A 21,008-nucleotide genomic window follows, 5' to 3' on the forward strand; every position below is an offset into this window, starting at 1 on the left:
CGGGCTTTTTCATGGCTGGGTTCAGAGGCTCAGCGAGCGGTTGGAGGCCTTGAGGAACTCACGCTTGAGGTCTTCGTAGGTATGCACGGCCGGGAACTGCGGAAACTCGCGGATCACGTTCTCCGGGGCATGGAAGAGGATGCCGGCATGGGCCTCGGAGAGCATGGTGGTGTCGTTGTACGAGTCGCCGGCGGCGATCACGCGGTAGTAGAGGCTCTTGAAGGCGATCACCGACTGGCGCTTCGGGTCCTTCTGGCGCAGTTGGTAGTCCACCACGCGGTCGGTCTCGTCGGTGATCAGCTTGTGGCACAGCAGGGTCGGGAAACCGAGCTGGCGCATCAGGGGCTGGGAGAATTCGTAGAAGGTGTCGGAGAGGATCACCACCTGGAAACGCTCGCGCAGCCAATCGACGAACTCGACGGCACCTTCCAGCGGCTTGAGGGTGGCGATCACTTCCTGGATGTCGGAGAGCTTCAGGCCATGCTCGTCGAGGATGCGCAGGCGCTGCTTCATCAGCACGTCGTAGTCGGGAATATCGCGGGTGGTGGCCTTGAGCGCGTCGATTCCAGTTTTTTCGGCGAAGGCGATCCAGATTTCCGGAACCAGCACACCTTCCAGGTCGAGACAGGCGATTTCCACGAGACATTCCTCGGTATTGGTTTGTTGGGGAGGCGGCACTCTAGCTTTTCACCCGCAGCCACGCAACGCGGCGCTTATATCCGAACATGGCAGTCCACCTTCCTTCTGGTTATTTAGGCGCATAAGTTGCTTTTGCTACCATCCGCGCCACAGAGCGCGTAGCGCCATTTCAACTAGGAAAACCGCCTGATGAGCCAACCTTTCGACGTCGCCGAGATTGCTGCGGCCTACGCCAGCAAGTCCCCCCAGGACATCCTCAAGCTCGCCTTCGAACACTTCGGCGATGAGCTGTGGCTGTCCTTCAGCGGCGCCGAGGATGTGGTGCTGGTGGACATGGCCTGGAAACTGAACAGGAACGTGAAGGTGTTCAGCCTCGACACCGGCCGCCTGCACCCGGAAACCTACCGCTTCATCGAGAAGGTGCGTGAGCACTACGGCATCGCCATCGAGGTGCTTTCCCCCGACGCAGCCCGGCTGGAACCCTTCGTCCGCGAGAAGGGCCTGTTCAGCTTCTACAAGGACGGCCACGAGGAGTGTTGCGGCATCCGCAAGATCGAGCCGCTGCGCCGCAAGCTGTCCACCGTGCGCGCCTGGGCCACCGGCCAGCGCCGCGACCAGAGCCCTGGCACCCGCAGCAATGTGGCGGTGGTGGAGCTGGACGGCGCCTTCTCCACGCCCGACAACCCGCTGTACAAGTTCAACCCGCTGGCGCAGATGCCAAGCGACGAAGTCTGGGCCTATATCCGCATGCTGGAGATCCCCTACAACCCGCTGCACGAGCGCGGCTTCATCAGCATCGGCTGCGAGCCCTGCACCCGCCCCGTGCTGCCCAACCAGCACGAGCGCGAAGGCCGTTGGTGGTGGGAAGAAGCGACCCAGAAGGAATGCGGGCTGCATGCCGGCAACCTGATCGCGAAGAACTGAGCCGATGAAGATCACCCTGGTGAAGAAGGTCCTGGCCGACGGCGAGGACTGCGACAAGTGCAAGGACGTGCAGCGCCTGCTGGAGCGCGGCGGCCATCTGCAACGCATCGACCGGGTGATGGTGGCCGACGAACGCAATCCGGCCAGTGCCGGCTGGATGGTCGCCCAGCACTATGGCGTCGACACCGCGCCCTTCTTCGTGGTGCGCCACGACGACGGCAGCGAGCAGGTCTACACCGTGTTCCACGAGTTCCTGCACCAGGTGCTCGAAGCGCAATGAAAAAGCCCGGCGGATGCCGGGCTTTTCGTTACCGCGACCGACTCAGTAGGTCGGCAGCTCGACGTCGTGGAACAGCTCGTCCAGCTCGGCCTTGTTGTGGCATTGCACCGCCTTGGCCAGCATGTCGCGGGTCAGGTGCGGGGCGAACTTCTCGATGAAGTCGCACATGAAGCCGCGCAGGAAGGTGCCGCGGCGGAAGCCGATCTTGGTCACGCTGGACTCGAACAGCTCGCTGGCGTCCAGCACCACGAGGTCGCTGTCCAGCTTGGGATCGACCGCCATCTTGGCGACGATGCCCACGCCCAGGCCCAGGCGTACATAGGTCTTGATCACGTCGGCGTCGGCCGCGGTGAACACCACCTTCGGCGTCAGGCCACGATGGCTGAAGGCTTCATCCAGCTTGGAGCGGCCGGTGAAACCGAATACGTAGGTGACGATGGGGTGCTCGGCGAGGGCTTCCAGGGTGAGCTTCGGCAGCTTGGCCAGCGGGTGCCCCTGGGGCACGATCACGCAGCGGTTCCAGCGGTAGCAGGGCATCATCACCAGGTCGCCGAACAGCTCCAGCGCCTCGGTGGCGATGGCGAAGTCGACGGTGCCGTCGGCGGCCATCTCGGCGATCTGCATCGGCGTGCCCTGGTGCATGTGCAGCGCTACGTCGGGGTACTGGCGGATGAAGCCGCTGATCACCGACGGCAGTGCGTAACGAGCCTGGGTGTGGGTGGTGGCGATCGACAGGGTGCCCTTCTTCTCGTTGGAGAACTCCTGGGCGATCTGCTTGATGCTCTCCACCTTGCGCAGGATCTCCCCGGCAGTGGTGATGATGCGTTCGCCTGCGGGAGTGACCCGGGTCAGGTGCTTGCCACTGCGGGCGAAGACTTCCACGCCCAGTTCATCCTCGAGCAGGCGGATCTGCTTGCTGATACCCGGTTGCGAGGTGTAAAGGCTTTGCGCGGTGGCCGACACGTTGAGGTCGTGGTGCGCCACTTCCCAGATGTAGCGCAATTGCTGAAGCTTCATAGATATCCCTCAAAGCAAATGACGACGCATTGGATGGTCAGCGACGTTTATAACCATATTAATGGTTTGATGGATAAAACTAGACGTTTTTTTCAGTTTTGCACGCCATTCGTAGTCGTCGTCACAGCTCGCCCCGCCCACGGTGTTGAAGCATGGGCACCAGGTACACGGGCACGTCGGACAGCTGCACCAGGCGTGCCGAGGTCCGCCCCAGGGGCGTATCGAGTGCAGCGCCATGGCTGTGACTGCCTACGACCAGCAAATCCACCCCGAGTTTCTGTGCCTCCTCGAGAATCACCTGCGGCGGGTCCCCCTGCACCACACGCACCGCGCGGATCATTTCCAGCTCGCTCTGCGCGTCCCCCATCTCATCGCGGAACCCCTCCAGCACACGCAGCTCGATGCTGGCCATGACGGTGCCCAGCCCCTTGGTCCGTAGTTCAGCAAGGCGCTCTTCATCGAGGTAGGTCTGCAGGACGGACTCGGCGAACAGCCCGAGCGGCTCGACGGCGTGCACCACGTAGAGCTCGGCCTGGTAGACCCGGGCAAGCGAAAGGGCGTGCTGCAGCACATAGGGGGCGTACAGACCGAGGTCGGTGGCGTAGAGAATCGAACGGATCATGAGGCCTCCTACTGCCTGGGTGGCGGGCCTCGTCTCAGCTTAGTCAGATATCAGCGGTTCGTTGCTCACGCCGTGGGGAACGTGGCCGGTGGCGACCACTTCGCGGGCTTTCTCGCAATGTCCCGCCTGGTCGTCGAAGAACACGTCGGCGCCGAAGGCGTCGAGGATGGAGGATTTCTCCAGCCCGCCGAGGAAGAAGGACTCGTCGAGGCGGATGTTCCATTCGCGCAGGGTGCGAATGACCCGCTCATGGGCCGGCGCCGAGCGTGCGGTGACCAGCGCCGTGCGGATCGGGCAGGCGTCGGCGGGGAACTCCTGCTGCAGGCTGTTGAGCGCTGAAAGGAATGGCTTGAAGGGGCCGCCGTCCAGCGGGGTCAACGCCGCCTGACGCTCGTAGGCCTGGAAGGCCTCGAGCCCGCCCTGCTGGTAGACCCGCTCGGAATCGTCCGAGAACAGCACCGCATCCCCATCGAAGGCGATACGCAGTTCGTTGCTGGCGGCTCGGCGCGGCCCGCCGGACAGGATGGTGGCCGCAGCGAAACCACTCTGCAGCGCCGCACGGACATCGTCCACATGGGTGGAAAGGAACAGGTGGCAACCGAAAGCCTTGAGATAGGGCCCGGGGCTGCGGCCACCGGAAAAGGCTGCGCGGGAGATGGCAAGGCCGTGCTGCTGGATGGAGTTGAAGGCACGCAGCCCGGTATCGGCACTGTTGCGCGACACCAGGATCACCTCGACGCGCGACTGGCCCAGTGCACTGTTGAGGCCGAGGAGCTTCTGCACCAGGGGAAAGGCATCGCCTGGGTCGAGCACCTCGTCCTCATGGTCGATCTGGTACTGGCGGTAGGCCTCGATGCCTTCGGACTCGTAGACCCGATGGCTTTCGTTGAGGTCGAACAGCGCCCGCGAGGAAATCGCCAGCACCAGTTTGTCCGCCAGTCCTCCCGCCATGCCTGTCTCCTTACTCCTGGTTGCGCGCGTCGATGAAGCGCAGGGCCTGGTACATCGCGCGGATGCGCGGCAGGTCCCGGCCCGCCGCAGCGGCCGCTGCCAGGGGTGCAGCATAGATGGCTTCGAGCTCCAGCGGGCGGCGCTGGGCGAAGTCGTGGTACATGCTCGGCAGGTAGTCGGGCATCCGGTCGGTGGCCGCCAGCAATTTACCGGCGAAGCCGTCCGGAAGGCTATGACCGCAGGCCAGTGCACCCTCCACCACCTCCTGCATGATCGCCTGGATCAGCTCGCGGCTGTCGGCGTTGCGCATCAGCGCGGTGGTGCCCGCGTCAAGGAGCACCGAGAGGCCGTTATAAGGCACGTTCCACACCAGCTTCTGCCAACGCGCCTGCTCTAGGTCGGGCATCCCGGTGGAGTCCAGTCCTGCCGCACGGAACAGTCCGGCGCCCTCCTCCACCAGCGCCTGGCGTGCAGCGTCATCACCAGCCGGACCGGAGTGGTAACCAAGGTTCACTGCGCCCAGGGACTGGTGTTCGATCACCCCCGGCGCATGGCGATGGACGCAGATGTAGCAGAGCCCCCCCAGCAGATGCAGCGAATCCGGCAGCAGCGGGCGCAGCGCGTCCTCGACCGCCAGCCCGTTCTGCAGCAACACCACCTTGGCGCCCGGCGCGGCGGCCCGTGCGATCAGCGGCGCCAGATCGGCGTTGCTGGTGGTCTTGGCGCCCACCAGCAGCCAGTCGCAGGGCGGCATCTCGGCCACCTCGCGATAGGCCTGCACGGGCTCGAGCGCCAGGGCGCCGTGCACCGCGCTGTTGAGTTGCAGGCCGTTGGCGCGCACCGCCTCGTACTCGCTGCGCAAGAGGAAATGCACGTCGAAGCCGGCGCGGGCCAACAAAAGGCCATAGAAGCCGCCGATGGCACCGGTGCCGATGATGCCGATGCGTGGCTGCGAGGGTTGGGTCATCAGGGAAGCTCCTCTGCCTGGCGGGCCAGGGCGTCGTCCAGGTTGTGGTTCAGGTCCTCGCCCTGCAGCGTGCTGCGCAGGGCGCCAAGAAATTGTCCGTCCCGCACCACGAAGAGCGCGGGCAGGTGGAATACCTCGTAGCGCTGCACCAGGCCACCATTATTGCCGGCGTCTATCCAGCACAATCTGTCGACGCCCAGGGGCATCTGCGACAAGTGGCGCCGCGCCCAGCGGCAACTGGCACAACCTATGCTCGTGAATACGATGAGCGAGATACCCGGCAGAGCCAGCAGTTGCTGGTCCGCATCGAAATCAGTCAGTTCGAGTTCGCGCACTATACTGCCCTTAGCGATGCCGGAAAAATGGCACCCGGAGTCCATGAAAAATGCGTCGATTCCTGCGTCACCCCAGCGATATGCCTGTAGAGCTGGTACTGCGCAAGCACAGCTTCCTGCCGCGACAGCGGCTGCACAATATCAGTCTCGGCGGCGTTGCCTGCAACTCGATCCGAGGCTTTCGCAAGGGCACCGCGATCGAGTTGCGCATCCCCCTGCTGGGTGACGAGGCACGCTACGCCGGCATCGTCGCCTGGTGCCGCAAGCAGCCCGACGACTACCTGGTGGGCATCTGCTTCACCGACGAGGAAACCCTGTTCCGCGCCCGCATGGTCGAGCAGGTCTGCCAGATCGAGGTCTACCGCAAGCAACGCGAACTCGAGGCCGGCGAGGAGCTGCCGATCGAGCGCATCGCCCAGGAATGGATCGCCCGTCACGCCGCCGAGTTCTCCGCAGCCAGCCTGAACTGAGCATTTTCCGCCTATTTGCCCCCTTGGTGCCATTGTCGAGCCAGCGTGTAACGCGTTAAGGTTCCGCGTCCCCGACGCGCACTCAAATGCCGTGCCCCGCAGCTCCGGGATGGCTGGCGGCCCGCACCTGTGACCTGACGACTGACCTGATGACTAGCACGATGGCTGATTTACCGATCGACGACCTGAACGTTGCCTCCAACGAGACCCTGATCACGCCGGAGCAACTGAAACGCGAGATTCCGCTCACCGACGCTGCCCTGCGTACCGTGGCCAATGGCCGTGAAGTGGTGCGCAACATCCTCGATGGCAAGGATCATCGCCTGTTCGTGGTGGTCGGCCCCTGCTCGATCCACGACATCAAGGCCGCCCACGAGTACGCCGATCGCCTCAAGGGCCTGGCTGCCGAAGTGTCCGATACCCTGTTCCTGGTCATGCGCGTGTACTTCGAGAAGCCGCGCACCACCGTCGGCTGGAAAGGCCTGATCAACGACCCGTACCTGGACGACTCCTTCAAGATCCAGGACGGCCTGCATATCGGTCGCCAACTGCTGCGCGACCTGGCCGAAAAAGGCCTGCCCACTGCCACCGAGGCGCTTGACCCGATTTCCCCGCAGTACCTGCAGGACCTGATCAGCTGGTCCGCCATCGGCGCCCGCACCACCGAATCCCAGACCCACCGCGAGATGGCCTCCGGCCTGTCCTCGGCAGTCGGCTTCAAGAACGGCACCGACGGCAGCCTGACCGTGGCGATCAACGCGCTGCAGTCCGTCTCCAGCCCGCACCGCTTCCTCGGCATCAACCAGGAAGGCGGCGTCTCCATCGTCACCACCAAGGGCAACGCCTACGGCCATGTCGTGCTGCGCGGCGGCAACGGCAAGCCCAACTACGATTCGGTGAGCGTTGCCATTTGTGAGCAGGAACTGACCAAGGCCGGCATCAAGCCGAACATCATGGTCGACTGCAGCCACGCCAATTCCAACAAGGACCCGGCCCTGCAACCGCTGGTGATGGACAACGTCGCCAACCAGATCCTCGAAGGCAACGGTTCCATCGTCGGCCTGATGGTCGAGAGCCACCTCGGCTGGGGCAGCCAGTCCATTCCCAAGGACCTGGACCAGCTCAAGTACGGCGTCTCCATCACCGACGCCTGCATCGACTGGGAAACCACCGAGAAGACCCTGCGCAGCATGCACGCCAAGCTCAAGGACGTGCTGCCCAAGCGCCAGCGCGGCTGATCGACCGCACAACGAAAAACGCCGGGCATCTGCCCGGCGTTTTCGTTTCGGCCCCAGCTCAGCCCTTGGGGGCGTGGCGCTGGCGGCGCTCGATGTAGCGCTCCACGTAGGAACAGGAGGGGATCACCGTATAGCCCTGGTCTTCGGCGAAGCCCAGTGCGCGCTCGGTCAGCGCTGCGGCGATGCCCCGGCCACGCAGCGCGTTCGGCACGAAGGTGCGATAGATGTCCAATGTCTGTTTGCCCAGGTCCATGTAGGCAAGGTATGCACGATGACCGTCCACGGTGGTCTCGAACTGATGACCTGCCTGGTCATGGTGGATGGACAGCGCCTCGCTCATCGCAACTCCTCAGGGGGTTTTTAGAACAACACCCGTACCTTATCTATCTTTTCCAGCCGAAGAAACATTTCGGCGGAGCCGGAGCCAAATTGGGCACTCAGGAAAGCCTTACCGTTCTCCACCTTATGTAATACACCCTGGTAATAGGCGCCATCGAAGGTGATGAACTGCAAGCGCTTGCCCGCGTAGTCCTGCAGGCTGGATACGTTGACGAACTCGTATTGCGGCGAGGCACCGGCATCGTCGGCTTTTTCCGCCGTCACCGAGACCTTCTCGTTCACGCCCATTTCGGCGCGTTTGTCCGGGTCGACCCAGGCGAAGGCGATCGGCTGCACCGGTTGCTGGTTGACCAGCAGCGCCGGGCGCAACATGCCGACCACATCCTTGGGCTCGAAGAACTGCAGGCCGTCCCAACTCATGCCCTCGGTCGGTGTCAGCTCGACGCGCAGCGACTGCGGGTCCTTCAGGTAGCGCGAATAGGCATCCAGCAGCGACTGGTCGAGGGCGATCTTCTGCGAACGCAGCACGCGGTCGAGTTGCTCCACTGCCGTTTTCAGGTAGACGTCCGTCGACTGCCCGAGTTTACCGGCGCAGTACTCCTGCACCTTGCGCTGATACTGGTTGTCGTTGAGCTCGAAGACGACGCTGGACAGGCGCGGCGGGTTGACGCGCAAGTCACCCGGCTTCTCGGACATGTTCGACAGCGCCATGCTGACGCGCGTCTCGCCCATGTCACGGGTATCGGAAGTGAGATTGAACGTGAGCTTCTGCGCGCCCGGCTCGAACAGGTAGGAGAATTCGGCATCCGTCTCGAAGGTGCGATAGCCCATGTCGAGCAGTTCGTTGGTGCCGATGTGGCTGACCTTGCCACACGCCACTTCGCTCATCGCGGTGAAGATGCTGCGTTCGGTCGGCGCGTCGTAGAGCTGCTGCATGAAGGGGCCATGTACTTCCAGCATCACGCCCTTCAGGCGCACGGCCATCTGCTTCGGGAACTTGCCCTCGTCCAGGCGCTCCTTGAAGCTGAGCAGCTCGCGCAGGCCATTGAACTTCAGCTCGGCATGGGCCACCTGCACGCTGTCGTTCAGCGCGGGGACGCGGAGCTTGAGGTTCTCGAGGCCGACACGGCCGTCGAAGGAGGAGGTGATCCCGCCGTAGCTGATGTCCATGATCGGCGAAAGCTGCTGGATCGCATCATTCATGATCGACCTGACCGAGAGGTACAGAGAGAGTTTGATGATTAACGCCAGCGCGAGCGCTGCGAGCACCACCCACTTAAGTAGTCTTGCCATAACGCCGTCCTTGATGTCCTGGAATGCGGGAGGAAATCGGCGCAGCTTATCAGTGCGCCTGAAGGCCTTCCACGGCATTTCCTACAATATGAAGAACCAGTTCACTGTAACGATTGGGAAGTTGTGGGCTTTACATCCCGCAAGCGAGCGAAGATGCAAAAGCGACCTTCACCAATCACATCCCGACTACTTCCACCCCACCAACCGGGCCGGGGTCGCCAGGGCACTTTCCCCACCGGCGGCTAAACTTTGAACTTCGCCTGCTCAAGGACTATCCAACTGGATGCTTTTTGCACAGATGCACCAGGACTTGCGCAAGGGAATAGCGGATCAGGTGAAAAAAAACTCGCCTCCTTGCACCGCGTCAGTTTACTTACTACAAGTTATGGGTAGTATGTACGCCGGCTAATTTCCCAAGCTCGGGGAATTGCTTTTATGGAAATGTCCACCTTAAGGGGAACACGATGAACAACGTTCTGAAATTCTCTGCTCTGGCTCTGGCAGCAGTTCTGGCCACCGGTTGCAGCAGCGTCTCCAAAGAAACCGAAGCCCGTCTGACTGCAACTGAAGATGCAGCCGCTCGCGCTCAAGCCCGTGCCGATGAAGCCTACCGCAAGGCTGACGAAGCTCTGGCCGCCGCTCAGAAAGCCCAGCAAACCGCTGACGAGGCTAACGAGCGCGCTCTGCGTATGCTGGAAAAAGCCAGCCGCAAGTAATAGCCCACAAGGCTTTTACTCGAAACCGACCCAGTTCACTGGGTCGGTTTTTTTGTGCCTGCGAATCAACGCCCTGCTCTCCCGGGATTTTCGCCAGGCATGAAAAAGCCCGCCGGGCCAAGGGCGCGCGGCGGGCTTCTCGATGGGGATCAGAAGCTGGGCGCGGGGGCGCTTGTGGCCACGGCGGCGGAAGGCTCGGCGATCTCCACCGGCAGGCCATCCTCGGCCGCCACGACTTCACGCACCACTTCCCAGTCCAGGCGGATGCTGTTGACCAGGTCCTCACGCTTGAGGAGCGCGTTGATCACCGCGGTGTGCTTGTCCACCACCGACGGATCGCCATGGTCGTTCAGCGGAGTGTGTGCCTCGATGTAGACCTTGCCGCCGCTCACACCGAACTTGTAGGGCTCGTTGATGATCCGCACCGGGGTACCGACCGGCGCCATCTTCGCCAGCTCCAGCACGTTGTTGTTGAGCATGCGGAAGCAGCCGTGGCTGACACGCATGCCGATACCGAACTTCTTGTTGGAGCCGTGGATCAGGTAACCGGGCAGGCCCAGGGTGAACTTGAACGGCCCCAGCGGGTTATCCGGGCCCGGCGGCACCACGGTGGGCAGCGGGTCGCCGTCGGCGGCGTGCTCTTCGCGGATCGACTTCGGCGGGTACCAGGCCGGGTTGGGCGTCTTGGCGGTGATCTTGGTGGTGTTGATCGGAGAGCCCCAGCCCTCGCGACCGATGCCCAGCGGGAAGGTGTGCACCACGTTCTCCCCTTTCGGGAAGTAGTACATGCGGTACTCGGCCAGGTTGATCACGATGCCCTCGCGCGGGCCCGGCGGCAGGATGAAACGAGTCGGCAGGAGGATCTCGGTACCAGTGCCCGGCAGCCAGGGATCGACGCCCGGGTTGGCGGCGACCATCTCCAGATAGCCCAGGTCATTGGCCACGCCGATGTCGGCGAAGGTGTCTTCGTACTTGGCCTTGATCACCTGGACCTGGCCGACGATATCCTCGCCCGGGGGCGGCAGGGGCAGCTCCAGTGCTGCGGCGTGACCGGCCAGCGCGAACGCGGCCAGAGACAGGGAACGGGCGACGGCGGGAACGCGCGACAACATCCGGTAATCCTTGGCAAAAAGTGGCTGATTAAAAGACTCGGGATTGTACACCGGCACACAATGCGCCGGGAGGGCTCAGCCGTCGGACCATTCGGGCCGCTGGCCGTCACGCTGGGCGTTCAACTCGGCCCGGCAGGCAGGGCACAACCTCCGATCCTGCAGTTGCGGCCTTTCCAGTTCGCACCAGCGCGGCTGGGCCGGCAGAAGGCCGCCGCACAGGGTCCTGTCCGCATGACCACCCAGTTCGAGCTGGCGCGCGACCAGGTGCAGGCGCACCTCGCGACAGGCGAACAGGTCGAGCTGCTCATCGGGCTCGATCAGCTTGTAGGCATGCAGGGACCAGGCGGGGCGCGGCATGAAGGACTCCAGGACGGGTGCGCAACATTAGCCGAAAGGCCAGGCCTGGAAAAGCCTTCCGACAGGGCTCAGAGCAGCGGTTTCAGGCTCGGCCAGACGTTATCCAGCAACTTGCCCTGGGCACCCGCCGCCGGATGGATGCCATCGGCCTGCATCATCCCCTCGACGCCCCCCACGCCTTCGAGGAAGAACGGCACCAGCGGCACCTGCCGGGAGGCCGCCAGATCCTGGTAGACCCGGGCGAAGGCGTCGGTATAGCGCTTGCCGTAATTGGGCGGCAGGCGCATGCCCAGCAGCAGCACCTTGGCCCCTGCCTGCTGCGACCGCTCCACCATACCGGCAAGATTCTGTTGCAATTGTGCGGGGGGTTGGCCACGCAGGCCATCGTTGCCACCGAGCTCGATTATCACCAGCGCAGGCTTGTGTTCGCCAAGCAGCGCAGGCAGCCGGGAAGCACCGCCGGCACTGGTGTCGCCACTGATGGACGCGTTCACCACACGGTGCTCGAACCCCTCGTCATCCAGGCGTTTCTGCAGCAGGGAGACCCAGCCCTGGCTGGTTTCCAGCCCCAAAGCGGCGCTGATACTATCGCCGACGACCAGCACGGTCCCCGCCGCCGCCTCCTGAGCCATCACCATCAACGCCAGGCAGCTGCCCAACAACCAAGCACGCATCGGATTCTCCATGAGCGCAAGCATTCTCAATGCGCGGAACCTTAGCAAAGTGGTTCCCAGCGCGGAAGGCGAGTTGACCATCCTCCACGACCTGGATCTGGACCTGGCCCAGGGCGACAGCCTGGCCATCGTCGGCAGTTCCGGCTCCGGCAAATCCACCCTCCTCGGCCTGCTCGCCGGGCTCGATTTGCCCAGTTCCGGCGACATCAGCCTGGCCGGCCACGCCCTCGCCCACCTCGACGAGGACCAGCGTGCCCGCGTGCGCGCCGAGCACGTCGGCTTCGTCTTCCAGTCGTTCCAGTTGCTCGACAGCCTCAATGCCCTGGAGAACGTCATGCTGCCGCTGGAGCTCGAAGGCCGCGCGGACGCCCGCGAACGCGCCCGCCACCTGCTCGATCGCGTCGGCCTCGGCCAGCGCCTGGGGCACTACCCGCGCCAGCTCTCCGGTGGCGAGCAGCAGCGCGTCGCCATCGCCCGCGCCTTCGCCGCCGAACCCGACGTGCTGTTCGCCGACGAGCCCACCGGCAACCTCGACAGCCACACCGGCGAGCGCATCAGCGACCTGCTGTTCCAGCTCAACCAGGAACGCGGCACCACCCTGGTGCTGGTCACCCACGACGAGCGCCTCGCCCATCGCTGCCGCCGACTGATCCGCCTCGAGTCCGGGCGCCTGGTCGACCAGGTGGAACCCTGATGCGCCTGCCGCTCACGCGCCTGCTGGGCATGGCGGCCCGGCAACTGCTCCGCGATGCCCGCGCGGGTGAGCTGCGCGTGCTGTTCTTCGCCCTGGTGGTCGCCGTGGCCGCCAGCAGCGCCATCGGCTACTTCGGTGCCCGGCTGAACGGCGCCATGCTCCTGCGCGCCACCGAATTCCTCGGCGCCGGCCTGCTGCTCGGCGGCTCCTCCCCCGCGACCCCTGAGCAGATCACGGCGGGCGAACAGCTCGGCCTGCGTCATGCCCGTGCCGTCGAATTCTCCAGCGTCATCGCCGGTGACGCCGGCATCCAGCTCGCCAGCGTCAAGGCGGTAGACGAGCCCTACCCGCTGCGCGGCGAATTGAAGAGCGCACCCGCCCCCTATGCGCCCGAAGAACCAGGCGCCGGCCCAGCCCCCGGCGAAGCCTGGGCCGAGGCGCGCCTGTTCACCGCCCTGGACATCAAGCCCGGTGACACGGTCGACGTCGGCCAGAAGACCCTGCGCCTGACCCGCGTGCTCACCTACGAGCCCGATCGCGCCGGGGACTTCTACAGCCTCACCCCGCGCCTCCTGATGAACCTCGCCGACCTCGACGCCACCGGCGTGGTACAGCCCGGCAGCCGGGTGCGCTACCGGGAGCTGTGGAGCGGCCCGGCTGAAGCGTTGAAGAGCTACCGCGAAACCCTGGAGCCCACCCTGGCTGCCAACCAGCGCATCGAGGACGCCCGCGACGGCAACCGCCAGGTCGGCGGCGCCCTCAGCCGCGCCGAGCGCTACCTCAACCTCGCCAGCCTCGCAGCCGTACTCCTGGCCGGGGTCGCCGTGGCCCTGTCGGCGGCCCGCTTCGCCGCACGCCGCTTCGACGCCAGCGCCCTGCTGCGCTGCCTGGGCCTGTCGCGTCGCGAAGCGCTGCTCCTCTATACCCTGCAATTGGGCCTGCTCGGCATCGCCGCCGCCTTCCTCGGCGCGCTGATCGGCTGGCTCGCCCAGCTCGGCCTGTTCCACCTGCTGCGCGAACTGTTGCCGGCGGAAGTGCCGTCCGGCGGCGTACTGCCCGCACTCGCCGGCATCGCCACCGGCCTGGTGGCCCTCGCCGGCTTCGCCCTGCCGCCGCTGGCCGCCCTCGGCCGCGTACCGCCGCTGCGCGTGCTGCGGCGCGACCTGCTGCCCGTACCGCCCAGCTCCTGGCTGGTGTACGGCGCAGCCCTGCTCGCCCTCGGGCTGATCATGTGGCGCCTGAGCCTGGACCTGAAGCTCACCCTCGCCCTGCTCGGCGGCGGCCTGCTCGCCACCCTGATCCTTGGCGGCCTGATGCTCCTGGGCCTCAATGCCCTGCGTCGCCTGCTGGCCCGTGCCGCCCTGCCCTGGCGTCTCGGCCTCGGGCAGTTGCTGCGCCACCCCCTGGCCGCCGCCGGGCAATCCCTGGCCTTCGGTCTGATCCTCCTGGCGATGGCGCTGATCGCCCTGCTACGTGGCGAACTGCTCGACACCTGGCAGGACCAGCTGCCCGCCGACGCACCGAACTACTTCGTGCTCAACGTCCTGCCCGGCGAGAAGGACGCCTTCGCCGAACGCCTCGCCCAGCTCTCGCCCCACCCGGCACCGCTGTTCCCCGTGGTGCCCGGCCGCCTCACCGCCATCAATGGCGAACCGGCGAAGGAACATGCGAGCAAGGAGTCCCAGGGCGAACGCGCGCTGCAGCGTGACCTCAGCCTCACCTGGGCTGCCGACCTGCCCAATGGCAACCGCCTGGTGGCCGGGCAATGGTGGGACCAGGCCCCGGCCAGCGACCTGCCCGGCGTCTCGGTGGAGGCCAAGCTCGCCGGCAACCTCGGCCTGCAACTGGGCGACCGTCTGAGCTTCAGCGTCGGCGGCATCAGCCGTGACGTGCGCATCACCAGCCTGCGCGAAGTCGACTGGGACAACTTCCAGCCGAACTTCTTCATGATCTTCGCCCCCGGCTCCCTCGCCGACCTGCCCGCCACCTACCTCACCAGCTTCTACCTGCCGCCGCAGCATGACCGTGAGCTGGTGGAGCTGGCCCGCGCTTTCCCGGCGGTGACCCTGCTGGAAGTGGAAGCCATCCTCGCGCAGCTGCGCAGCATCCTCGCCCAGGTCACGGTGGCGGTGGAATTCGTCCTGCTGTTCGTGCTCGCAGCGGGCCTCGCCGTGCTCTTCGCCGGCCTGCAATCGACCCTCGACGAGCGCATCCGCCAGGGCGCGCTGCTGCGGGCCCTGGGCGCCGAACGCAGCCTGCTGCAGCGGGCTCGCCGCGCCGAGTTCGCCCTGCTCGGCGCCGCTGCCGGCCTGCTCGCCGCCCTGGGCTGCGAGCTGGTCAGCGCCCTGCTCTACACCCTGGCCTTCGACCTGCAATGGCACCCTCATCCCTGGTTGCTGCTGTTGCCGCCCCTGGGCGCGCTGCTGGTGGGTGGCGCCGGTGTGATCGGCACCCGCCGCGCGCTCAACGCCAGCCCGCTGCAGGTACTGCGCGAAGCCTGATCGCCCGGCCCGCCTGTACAAGGCGGGCCGGCCTCTTGCTAGACTCCGGCCCCTCCCGTCGCGCACAGAGCCGCTGCCCCGAACATGAGTCGCTATCGCCCCCCACGTACCGCCGGCACCCCACTGATCACCCCCGAAGGCGAAGCCCGCCTGCGCGCCGAACTGCACGAGCTATGGCACGTGAAGCGGCCCAAGGTCACCCAGTCGGTGAGCGAGGCCGCCGCCCAGGGCGATCGTTCCGAGAACGCCGAATACACCTACGGCAAGAAGATGCTGCGGGAGATCGACAGCCGCGTGCGCTTCCTCACCAAGCGCCTGGAAAGCCTCAAGGTGGTCAGCGAACGCCCGTCCGACCCGAACAAGGTCTACTTCGGCGCCTGGGTGACCCTCGAGGACGACGACGGCGAGCAATCGCGCTACCGCATCGTCGGCCCGGACGAGCTCGACCTGAAGCAGAACCACATCAGCATCGACTCGCCGCTGGCCCGTGCCCTGGTGGGCAAGGCGCTGGACGCCGAGGTGCTGGTGCACACGCCGACCGGCGAGAAGAGCTGGTACGTGGTGGAGATCGAATACCCCTGATGCGCCTCAGCGCAGGGTGATCAGGCCCTGGCGCGAAACGCGCACCAGCTCGCGCACCATCAGCGCAACGTCCTCCCGGGCGGGCGCCTGCACCACGGCCATGTCGAAGCTGTCGGCGGCATAGCGCTGCAAGGACCCGGCATCGACGGCGAACTGGATGAGCAGGTTGCGCGGGCCGGCCCAGCGCTTCGGCCAGCCGTCGAGATAACGCAGCATGGTCGGCTGGTGGGGGCCGCTGAGAAGAACCCTGGGGTTGCGCAATACCGGGCCCGAAGTGATGGGCGCCAGGCGAATGAGCGGTTGGGGACAGGTCATGGTGTCATGTCTCCGCCTCGTTGATCCCGCTGGGCAGCGGTGAGAGGCGACACCGAACCAGCGCTTTAGCGGTATTTCGAGATGGACTCCATCTCCGCGCCCCGCAAGTAGCTGTCTTAAATCGGCGCATGGGGCGGCATCCTAGAGAAGCGCCCGCAATACTGTCAATACGACCAAGACGTCGTCCTGGAGCCTCCGCGACCATGTCCACACCTCCCTTGCGCCTGTTCTTCGCCCTGCCTTGCAGCGAGCCGCTGGCAACGAGCATAGCCCTGTGGCGCGAAGCCGCCTCCTGCGGTGGCAAAGCCGTGGCGAGGCGCAACCTGCACCTGGCCCTCGCCTTCCTCGGCGAACAGCCTCGGGGCTGCGTCGGCGAACTCGAAAACCTGGCCGCGAGCCTCGTCGGCGAAGCCTTCGAACTGCGCCTCGACCACCTCCGTTGCTGGCAGAACGGCCTGTTGCACCTCGCCCCCGCCCATCCACCGCTGGCCCTGATGAGCCTCGCCGCCAGCCTCCAGGACAGATTGCGGGGCGCAGGCTTCGCGCTGGAGCGAAGGCCCTTCCACCCACACCTGACGCTCGCGCGCCACTGCGCCCACCTGCCGGCCGCAGCCGCCCCAACCTTCGATTGGCCTGTGAACCAGTTCACCCTCTTCGCCTCGGAAAATACCGCGTCCGGCGCGCACTACCGCGCCCTCGCGCACTGGCCACTGCTGCCTCGGGCCTCAAACGAGCGTTTCACTCAGTAACAGGGAAACGCCCGCGAACATTCGGTGAACGGCTGTAAACAACGGTGAAACCTGCGGCGCAGACGCCATTTCGTGCCAATCGCGACGCTGGCATGGTTCCTGCCCCTGCCCATCCGCTGATGTACGCGCCCAGGATGGGCGCGGCGGCTTCGCAGGGAGGCACCCACTGCCTGTTCCACCATCACCGAGAGCAACCAATGAACAACAACAAGATCCTGCTCGCCCTCGCCCTTGGAGTCGGCCTCGCCGCCTCCGGCGAAGCCCTCGCCGCCACCGGCTACACCCAGACCAAGTACCCCGTGGTCCTCGCCCACGGCATGCTCGGCTTCGACAGCATCCTCGGCATCGACTACTGGTACGGCATCCCCTCGGCCCTGCGCCGCGACGGCGCCTCGGTCTACGTCACCGAGGTGAGCCAGTTGAATACCTCCGAAGCCCGCGGCGAAGAGCTGCTGGAGCAGGTCGAGGAAATCGTCGCCATCAGCGGCAAACCCAAGGTCAACCTGATCGGCCACAGCCACGGCGGCCCGACCATCCGCTACGTCGCCGGCGTGCGTCCGGACCTGGTCGCCTCCGCCACCAGCGTCGGCGGCCCGCACAAGGGTTCGGCCACCGCCGACTTCCTGCGGCAGATCCCGCCCGGCTCGGCAGGCGAGACGATCGTCGCCGGCATCGTCAACGGCCTCGGCTCGCTGATCAACTTCCTCTCCGGCAGCAGGAGCACCCTGCCGCAGAACGGCCTCGGCTCGCTGGAATCGCTCAACAGCCAGGGCGCGGCCCGGTTCAACGCCAAGTTCCCCCAGGGCATCCCCACGAGCGCCTGCGGCGAGGGCGCCTACCAGGTCAATGGCGTGCGCTACTACTCCTGGAGCGGCACCAGCCCGCTGACCAATGTGCTCGACGTCAGCGATGCACTGCTCGGCGCCACCTCCCTCACCTTCAAGGGCGAAGCAACCGACGGCCTGGTCGGCCGCTGCAGCTCCCACCTGGGCAAGGTGGTGCGTGACAACTACCGGATGAACCACCTCGACGAGGTCAACCAGACCTTCGGCCTCACCAGCCTGTTCGAGACCGACCCGGTGACCGTCTACCGCCAGCACGCCAACCGCCTGAAGAACGACGGCCTGTAAGCCGCCCCGGCGGGGCCTGCGGGCCCCGCCCCCTGACGAGAGGCCACCGTGAAGAAATTCCTGCTGTCCCTGCCCCTGGTGTTCGCCGGCTGCCTGGCCGCGATCCTCTACCTGCAATCCGCCACCGACAGCCCGGCGCCGCAGGCTCCCGACAGCCCCCGACAGCCGCTCCCCGATGCCGCCGCTGCCGACGACCCGATACAAGGCCCCGGCGTCGCACCCGCCCTGCCGGCGCAACTGCCCGCCCTGCCCGCCTCCTTCGCCGGCACCCAGGTCGACGGCCGCTTCCAGCTGGACGCAGCGGGCAACCTGCTGATCACCGAGGACATCCGCCGCATCTTCGACTACTTCCTCAGCGCCATCGGCGAGGAGCCCATCGGCATCTCCATCCAGCGCCTGCGCGGCTACATCACCGCCCAGCTGCAGGAGCCGGCCGAAGGCCAGGCCCTGGCGCTGCTGGAACAGTACCTGGACTACAAGCGACAGCTGGTGCAGCTGGAGAAGGACCTGCCACAGATGGCCGACCTGGACGCCATGCGCCAGCGCGAAGCCGCGGTGAGCGCCCTGCGCGCGCGCCTGTTCAGCGCCGAGGTGCACCAGGTGTTCTTCGCTGGCGAGGAAACCTACAACCGCTTCACCCTGGAGCGCCTGGCCATCGCCCATGACGCCTCCCTCGACGATGCCGCCAAGGCTGCCGCCGTCGACCGCCTGCGCCAGGGCCTGCCCGAGGCCCTGCAGGACAGCGTGCTGCCGCAGCTGCAGGCCGAACTCCGCACCCAGACCGCTCAATTGCAGGCACAGGGCGCCACGCCCGCCGAGATCCGCCGCCTGCGCCAGCAGTTGGTCGGTGCCCAAGCCACCGAGCGCCTGGAGGCCCTGGACCAGCGTCGCCAGGGCTGGAAGCAGCGGATCGGCGCCTTCCAGGCCGAGAAGGCGCGCATCGAGTCCAACCCCGGGCTCAGCGATGGCGATCGCCGTGCCGCGATCCAGCGCCTGGCCGAGGAGAAGTTCGACGAGCACGAGCGCCAACGCCTGGACGCCGCCCTGGAACTGGCCGCAGCGCGCGCGCAGCAGCCCTGAAACGCAGAAGGCCCGCTCATGGCGGGCCTTCTTCGGGTTCGCAGTGGTTACTGGCTGAAAGAGCGGTCCAGGGAGAAGCGGCCCGCGCCCTCGATCAGCAAGGTGCCGGAGATCAGGGCGAGGATCAGCGCGTACTCGTAGCCACCGTTGGTGATGAAGAACCCGCTGGCCCAGTGCACGCTGAAGATGGCGACCACCATGGCGACGATCAGCGACGCGGCGGCGGGACGTACCAGCAGGCCGATCACCAGGGCCAGGCCACCGAAGAACTCGGCGCTGCCCGCCATCAGGGCCAGCAGGTAGCCGGGCGCCAGGCCGATGCTTTCCATCCACTGGCCGGTGCCTTCCAGGCCATAGCCGCCGAAGAGACCGAAGAGCTTCTGCGAGCCGTGGGCGGCGAAGGTCAGGCCGGTCACCACGCGCAGCAGGGTGATGCCGATGCCGGCGTTGGTGGAGAGAAGGCGTTTGATCGGGTTGCTCATGTCGCGTTTCCTTTCGAGTGAGGAGGTGTTGGTTCAGACGAGAGCAATCTTAGTTGATTTTTTCGATATGAAAACCGCAAAAAATGCAGAATTGAAATCGATAAAATCGATTATTTACCCCTGCTTGCGACTTTTCTCTGCGGTTCCAGCAGATAACGCTCCCGGTCATAGGCCAGGTAGTACTTGTTCACTGCGCTGACATAGCTGACCACACCCATGCCCAGTTGCTCGGCGGCGATACGCTCGACCTGGAAGAACCACTGGTTGGGATTGAGCCCGCGGCGCCGCGCCTCCGCCCGCAGGCTTTGCACCCGCTGCGGCCCCACGTTGTAGGCGGCCAGGGTGAAGGCCATGCGCTCGCGCTCATTGAGCTGCGAACTGTTGAAGAAGCCCTTGCGCAGCATGGCCAGGTACTTGGCCGAGGCCTGCACGTTGTTCTCCAGCGCATGGATGTTGCCGACCCCGACGGTACGCGCTGCGCCGGGGGTGATCTGCATCAGCCCGGTGGCACCGCTGGCGCCGCGGGCGGCCGGGTTGAGGCTGGATTCCTTGAAGGCCACGGCGGCCAGGTTCAGCCAGTCGAAGGCATGCTGGTCGGCGAAGCGCTGCAGCACCGGGCGCACCTTCTCCAGGCGCTGCCGATCGGCCCGGGCCAGGGGGCTGTGCACCTTGTACAGGCGGCGGTACACGCGCTGGAAGGTGGCGTCCTGGTCGGAAGGCGCGTTGTAGCCGGCCAGGAAGCGGTCGATGCTGGCGCGCAGCATCGGCGCGTCGCGGCGGACGAACCAGGTCATGTCGCGCTGGTTGTCCAGCACCAGGTGCTTCTCGATACGCAGCTTGGGCATGACCTTGGCCCAACGCTCGGCGATGGGCTGCTCGACAGCGGTCAGCGGGAAGATGCCGGCCTGGACCATCTCCAGCACATCCTCCACCGCCAGGGTCGGGTCGACCCACTCGATGACGATCGGCGCCAGCTTGCGTTGCGCCAACTGCTGGTTGACCCGGCGCAGCGCCTCGGCCGCCGCGCTGCCGGCCGGCAACGCGATGCTGCGCCCGGCGAGCTGCTCCAGGCGCTGGTAGCGGCGGTCGCCACTGCGGCTGACCAGCAGCAGCGGCACATGACGGCGAATGGGGGCGCTGGCGCTGACCTCACCGCCGCTGCGCGGGTCCACCAGCTCGCCGGGGGCCACCAGGTCGCCCTCGCCGCGCTGCAGGGCGGCGAGCAACTGGTCCTTGGCCCTGGGGATGATCTTCACGTCCAGCTCGCGGCCGTCGCGGGCGTTGCGGTTGAGGTACTGCTCGAAGGCGCGGATGCGGTGGTATTCGATGCCGATGGCCTCGCCCTTGACCTCGCCGGAGCTGTTGCGGCTCTGGTTGACCAGCACCCGCAGCACGCCACTGCGGCGGATCTGCGCCAGGTCACGCGCCTCGCTCGGCTGCTGCCAGGCTTCCGGCGGGCCGGCCAGGCGCGCTGCAGCCGGGAACGGCGACAGGGCGAGCAGGCACAACAGAAGCAGCAGCGTTCGGGTCATCGAATCTCC

Annotated in this window: 26 protein-coding genes; 12 read left to right on the plus strand and 14 right to left on the minus strand. The window is 65.9% G+C overall.

The window, feature by feature from the left end:
• Window positions 1-21: 21 nt before the first annotated feature.
• Window positions 22-639, minus strand: coding sequence for a bifunctional phosphoserine phosphatase/homoserine phosphotransferase ThrH (thrH, locus tag ACYJSS_RS09890; RefSeq protein WP_111261429.1), 618 nt, complete (start codon window positions 637-639; stop codon window positions 22-24).
• 189 nt (window positions 640-828) lie between these two features.
• Between thrH and ACYJSS_RS09895 the strand changes: the two genes are divergently transcribed.
• Complete coding sequence (locus ACYJSS_RS09895) at window positions 829-1,563, plus strand: phosphoadenylyl-sulfate reductase (protein ID WP_111261428.1); 735 nt, start codon at window positions 829-831, stop codon at window positions 1,561-1,563.
• A 4-nt stretch (window positions 1,564-1,567) separates the two neighbouring features.
• Complete coding sequence (locus ACYJSS_RS09900; RefSeq protein WP_111261427.1) at window positions 1,568-1,843, plus strand: hypothetical protein; 276 nt, start codon at window positions 1,568-1,570, stop codon at window positions 1,841-1,843.
• A gap of 42 nt (window positions 1,844-1,885) precedes the next feature.
• On the opposite strand, the gene cysB is transcribed toward ACYJSS_RS09900, so the two are convergent.
• The 5 genes from cysB to ACYJSS_RS09925 form a co-directional block, all read right to left on the minus strand.
• Window positions 1,886-2,860: an HTH-type transcriptional regulator CysB gene (gene cysB / locus ACYJSS_RS09905; protein WP_111261426.1), complete on the minus strand. Its 975-nt coding sequence runs from the start codon at window positions 2,858-2,860 to the stop codon at window positions 1,886-1,888.
• 121 nt (window positions 2,861-2,981) lie between these two features.
• Window positions 2,982-3,482 (minus strand): universal stress protein, encoded by a 501-nt coding sequence (locus tag ACYJSS_RS09910; RefSeq protein WP_111261425.1) that lies wholly within the window; start codon window positions 3,480-3,482, stop codon window positions 2,982-2,984.
• A gap of 39 nt (window positions 3,483-3,521) precedes the next feature.
• Window positions 3,522-4,433 carry a 5'-nucleotidase gene (locus ACYJSS_RS09915; RefSeq protein WP_111261424.1) on the minus strand — a complete coding sequence of 304 codons (912 nt, stop codon included), beginning with the start codon at window positions 4,431-4,433 and terminating at the stop codon, window positions 3,522-3,524.
• A gap of 10 nt (window positions 4,434-4,443) precedes the next feature.
• Window positions 4,444-5,400: a putative 2-dehydropantoate 2-reductase gene (locus ACYJSS_RS09920; protein WP_236206467.1), complete on the minus strand. Its 957-nt coding sequence runs from the start codon at window positions 5,398-5,400 to the stop codon at window positions 4,444-4,446.
• Window positions 5,400-5,780: a YbbN family protein gene (locus ACYJSS_RS09925; protein WP_236206468.1), complete on the minus strand. Its 381-nt coding sequence runs from the start codon at window positions 5,778-5,780 to the stop codon at window positions 5,400-5,402. The genes ACYJSS_RS09920 and ACYJSS_RS09925 overlap by 1 nt, the downstream gene beginning before the upstream one ends.
• Before the next feature lie 5 nt (window positions 5,781-5,785).
• Between ACYJSS_RS09925 and ACYJSS_RS09930 the strand changes: the two genes are divergently transcribed.
• Window positions 5,786-6,205 carry a PilZ domain-containing protein gene (locus tag ACYJSS_RS09930; RefSeq protein WP_111261421.1) on the plus strand — a complete coding sequence of 140 codons (420 nt, stop codon included), beginning with the start codon at window positions 5,786-5,788 and terminating at the stop codon, window positions 6,203-6,205.
• A 161-nt stretch (window positions 6,206-6,366) separates the two neighbouring features.
• Window positions 6,367-7,443 (plus strand): 3-deoxy-7-phosphoheptulonate synthase, encoded by a 1,077-nt coding sequence (locus tag ACYJSS_RS09935; protein WP_111261420.1) that lies wholly within the window; start codon window positions 6,367-6,369, stop codon window positions 7,441-7,443.
• A gap of 58 nt (window positions 7,444-7,501) precedes the next feature.
• Here the strand turns inward: ACYJSS_RS09935 and ACYJSS_RS09940 are convergent, their stop codons facing one another.
• Together ACYJSS_RS09940 and ACYJSS_RS09945 are read right to left on the minus strand one after the other, a co-directional pair.
• Window positions 7,502-7,783 carry a GNAT family N-acetyltransferase gene (locus ACYJSS_RS09940; RefSeq protein ID WP_021220347.1) on the minus strand — a complete coding sequence of 94 codons (282 nt, stop codon included), beginning with the start codon at window positions 7,781-7,783 and terminating at the stop codon, window positions 7,502-7,504.
• 20 nt (window positions 7,784-7,803) lie between these two features.
• Window positions 7,804-9,075, minus strand: coding sequence for a hypothetical protein (locus tag ACYJSS_RS09945; RefSeq protein WP_459479863.1), 1,272 nt, complete (start codon window positions 9,073-9,075; stop codon window positions 7,804-7,806).
• Here ACYJSS_RS09945 and ACYJSS_RS09950 point away from each other — a divergent pair.
• Window positions 8,984-9,328 carry a hypothetical protein gene (locus ACYJSS_RS09950; RefSeq protein WP_178082946.1) on the plus strand — a complete coding sequence of 115 codons (345 nt, stop codon included), beginning with the start codon at window positions 8,984-8,986 and terminating at the stop codon, window positions 9,326-9,328. The genes ACYJSS_RS09945 and ACYJSS_RS09950 overlap by 92 nt on opposite strands.
• Window positions 9,329-9,539: 211 nt before the next feature.
• Window positions 9,540-9,791, plus strand: a complete 252-nt coding sequence (gene oprI, locus ACYJSS_RS09955) for an outer membrane lipoprotei OprI (RefSeq protein WP_003448337.1) — start codon at window positions 9,540-9,542, stop codon at window positions 9,789-9,791.
• A gap of 149 nt (window positions 9,792-9,940) precedes the next feature.
• On the opposite strand, the gene ACYJSS_RS09960 is transcribed toward oprI, so the two are convergent.
• The 3 genes from ACYJSS_RS09960 to ACYJSS_RS09970 form a co-directional block, all read right to left on the minus strand.
• Complete coding sequence (locus tag ACYJSS_RS09960; protein WP_236206469.1) at window positions 9,941-10,903, minus strand: L,D-transpeptidase family protein; 963 nt, start codon at window positions 10,901-10,903, stop codon at window positions 9,941-9,943.
• Window positions 10,904-10,978: 75 nt separating this feature from the next.
• Window positions 10,979-11,260, minus strand: coding sequence for a hypothetical protein (locus ACYJSS_RS09965; RefSeq protein ID WP_111261417.1), 282 nt, complete (start codon window positions 11,258-11,260; stop codon window positions 10,979-10,981).
• Window positions 11,261-11,328: 68 nt separating this feature from the next.
• Entirely contained in the window at window positions 11,329-11,934 is a 606-nt protein-coding gene (locus tag ACYJSS_RS09970; protein WP_236206470.1) for an arylesterase, read from the minus strand.
• A 10-nt stretch (window positions 11,935-11,944) separates the two neighbouring features.
• On the opposite strand from ACYJSS_RS09970, the gene ACYJSS_RS09975 reads away from it, so the two are divergent.
• The 3 genes from ACYJSS_RS09975 to greB all read left to right on the plus strand — a co-directional run bounded on the left by ACYJSS_RS09975 (window position 11,945) and on the right by greB (window position 15,711).
• Window positions 11,945-12,628 (plus strand): ABC transporter ATP-binding protein, encoded by a 684-nt coding sequence (locus ACYJSS_RS09975; RefSeq protein ID WP_111261415.1) that lies wholly within the window; start codon window positions 11,945-11,947, stop codon window positions 12,626-12,628.
• A complete protein-coding gene (locus ACYJSS_RS09980; protein WP_236206479.1) occupies window positions 12,625-15,129 on the plus strand; it encodes an ABC transporter permease in 2,505 nt (834 codons plus the stop codon). The genes ACYJSS_RS09975 and ACYJSS_RS09980 overlap by 4 nt, the downstream gene beginning before the upstream one ends.
• An 84-nt stretch (window positions 15,130-15,213) precedes the next feature.
• On the plus strand, window positions 15,214-15,711 hold the full coding sequence (gene greB / locus ACYJSS_RS09985; RefSeq protein WP_111261413.1) for a transcription elongation factor GreB: 498 nt from the start codon (window positions 15,214-15,216) through the stop codon (window positions 15,709-15,711).
• Window positions 15,712-15,717: 6 nt separating this feature from the next.
• On the opposite strand, the gene ACYJSS_RS09990 is transcribed toward greB, so the two are convergent.
• Entirely contained in the window at window positions 15,718-16,026 is a 309-nt protein-coding gene (locus tag ACYJSS_RS09990) for a class I SAM-dependent methyltransferase (RefSeq protein WP_111261412.1), read from the minus strand.
• Window positions 16,027-16,229: 203 nt separating this feature from the next.
• Here ACYJSS_RS09990 and thpR point away from each other — a divergent pair, with 203 nt between their 5' ends.
• The 3 genes from thpR (at window position 16,230) to ACYJSS_RS10005 (ending at window position 18,985) form a co-directional block, all read left to right on the plus strand.
• On the plus strand, window positions 16,230-16,775 hold the full coding sequence (gene thpR, locus ACYJSS_RS09995) for an RNA 2',3'-cyclic phosphodiesterase (protein ID WP_459479812.1): 546 nt from the start codon (window positions 16,230-16,232) through the stop codon (window positions 16,773-16,775).
• A gap of 197 nt (window positions 16,776-16,972) precedes the next feature.
• Window positions 16,973-17,905, plus strand: coding sequence for a triacylglycerol lipase (locus ACYJSS_RS10000; protein WP_111261410.1), 933 nt, complete (start codon window positions 16,973-16,975; stop codon window positions 17,903-17,905).
• A gap of 48 nt (window positions 17,906-17,953) precedes the next feature.
• Window positions 17,954-18,985, plus strand: coding sequence for a lipase secretion chaperone (locus ACYJSS_RS10005; RefSeq protein ID WP_111261409.1), 1,032 nt, complete (start codon window positions 17,954-17,956; stop codon window positions 18,983-18,985).
• Between the two features lie 47 nt (window positions 18,986-19,032).
• Here ACYJSS_RS10005 and ACYJSS_RS10010 read toward each other — a convergent pair whose 3' ends face one another.
• Both ACYJSS_RS10010 and ACYJSS_RS10015 read right to left on the minus strand, forming a co-directional pair.
• Window positions 19,033-19,467 (minus strand): DoxX family protein, encoded by a 435-nt coding sequence (locus tag ACYJSS_RS10010; RefSeq protein WP_111261408.1) that lies wholly within the window; start codon window positions 19,465-19,467, stop codon window positions 19,033-19,035.
• A 110-nt stretch (window positions 19,468-19,577) separates the two neighbouring features.
• Window positions 19,578-20,999: an MltF family protein gene (locus tag ACYJSS_RS10015; protein ID WP_111261407.1), complete on the minus strand. Its 1,422-nt coding sequence runs from the start codon at window positions 20,997-20,999 to the stop codon at window positions 19,578-19,580.
• Window positions 21,000-21,008 lie beyond the last annotated feature (9 nt).

It is taken from the genome of Pseudomonas sp. No.21 (assembly GCF_054558415.1).

What these genes read in the sequence shown, in the direction of transcription:
- ACYJSS_RS09895 (WP_111261428.1), top strand. Translation starts at nt 829, where the DNA reads ATGAGCCAACCTTTCGACGTCGCCGAGATTGCTGCGGCCTACGCCAGC.
- ACYJSS_RS09940 (WP_021220347.1), bottom strand. Translation starts at nt 7,783, where the DNA reads ATGAGCGAGGCGCTGTCCATCCACCATGACCAGGCAGGTCATCAGTTC.
- ACYJSS_RS09975 (WP_111261415.1), top strand. Translation starts at nt 11,945, where the DNA reads ATGAGCGCAAGCATTCTCAATGCGCGGAACCTTAGCAAAGTGGTTCCC.
- ACYJSS_RS09915 (WP_111261424.1), bottom strand. Translation starts at nt 4,433, where the DNA reads ATGGCGGGAGGACTGGCGGACAAACTGGTGCTGGCGATTTCCTCGCGG.
- greB (WP_111261413.1), top strand. Translation starts at nt 15,214, where the DNA reads ATGAGTCGCTATCGCCCCCCACGTACCGCCGGCACCCCACTGATCACC.
- ACYJSS_RS10010 (WP_111261408.1), bottom strand. Translation starts at nt 19,467, where the DNA reads ATGAGCAACCCGATCAAACGCCTTCTCTCCACCAACGCCGGCATCGGC.
- ACYJSS_RS10015 (WP_111261407.1), bottom strand. Translation starts at nt 20,999, where the DNA reads ATGACCCGAACGCTGCTGCTTCTGTTGTGCCTGCTCGCCCTGTCGCCG.
- ACYJSS_RS09920 (WP_236206467.1), bottom strand. Translation starts at nt 5,400, where the DNA reads ATGACCCAACCCTCGCAGCCACGCATCGGCATCATCGGCACCGGTGCC.
- ACYJSS_RS09950 (WP_178082946.1), top strand. Translation starts at nt 8,984, where the DNA reads ATGATCGACCTGACCGAGAGGTACAGAGAGAGTTTGATGATTAACGCC.
- ACYJSS_RS09935 (WP_111261420.1), top strand. Translation starts at nt 6,367, where the DNA reads ATGGCTGATTTACCGATCGACGACCTGAACGTTGCCTCCAACGAGACC.
- ACYJSS_RS09945 (WP_459479863.1), bottom strand. Translation starts at nt 9,075, where the DNA reads ATGGCAAGACTACTTAAGTGGGTGGTGCTCGCAGCGCTCGCGCTGGCG.
- thpR (WP_459479812.1), top strand. Translation starts at nt 16,230, where the DNA reads ATGTCCACACCTCCCTTGCGCCTGTTCTTCGCCCTGCCTTGCAGCGAG.
- ACYJSS_RS09990 (WP_111261412.1), bottom strand. Translation starts at nt 16,026, where the DNA reads ATGACCTGTCCCCAACCGCTCATTCGCCTGGCGCCCATCACTTCGGGC.
- ACYJSS_RS09925 (WP_236206468.1), bottom strand. Translation starts at nt 5,780, where the DNA reads ATGGACTCCGGGTGCCATTTTTCCGGCATCGCTAAGGGCAGTATAGTG.
- oprI (WP_003448337.1), top strand. Translation starts at nt 9,540, where the DNA reads ATGAACAACGTTCTGAAATTCTCTGCTCTGGCTCTGGCAGCAGTTCTG.
- ACYJSS_RS10000 (WP_111261410.1), top strand. Translation starts at nt 16,973, where the DNA reads ATGAACAACAACAAGATCCTGCTCGCCCTCGCCCTTGGAGTCGGCCTC.
- ACYJSS_RS09910 (WP_111261425.1), bottom strand. Translation starts at nt 3,482, where the DNA reads ATGATCCGTTCGATTCTCTACGCCACCGACCTCGGTCTGTACGCCCCC.
- ACYJSS_RS09965 (WP_111261417.1), bottom strand. Translation starts at nt 11,260, where the DNA reads ATGCCGCGCCCCGCCTGGTCCCTGCATGCCTACAAGCTGATCGAGCCC.
- ACYJSS_RS09970 (WP_236206470.1), bottom strand. Translation starts at nt 11,934, where the DNA reads ATGCGTGCTTGGTTGTTGGGCAGCTGCCTGGCGTTGATGGTGATGGCT.
- ACYJSS_RS09930 (WP_111261421.1), top strand. Translation starts at nt 5,786, where the DNA reads ATGCGTCGATTCCTGCGTCACCCCAGCGATATGCCTGTAGAGCTGGTA.
- ACYJSS_RS09960 (WP_236206469.1), bottom strand. Translation starts at nt 10,903, where the DNA reads ATGTTGTCGCGCGTTCCCGCCGTCGCCCGTTCCCTGTCTCTGGCCGCG.
- ACYJSS_RS09900 (WP_111261427.1), top strand. Translation starts at nt 1,568, where the DNA reads ATGAAGATCACCCTGGTGAAGAAGGTCCTGGCCGACGGCGAGGACTGC.
- cysB (WP_111261426.1), bottom strand. Translation starts at nt 2,860, where the DNA reads ATGAAGCTTCAGCAATTGCGCTACATCTGGGAAGTGGCGCACCACGAC.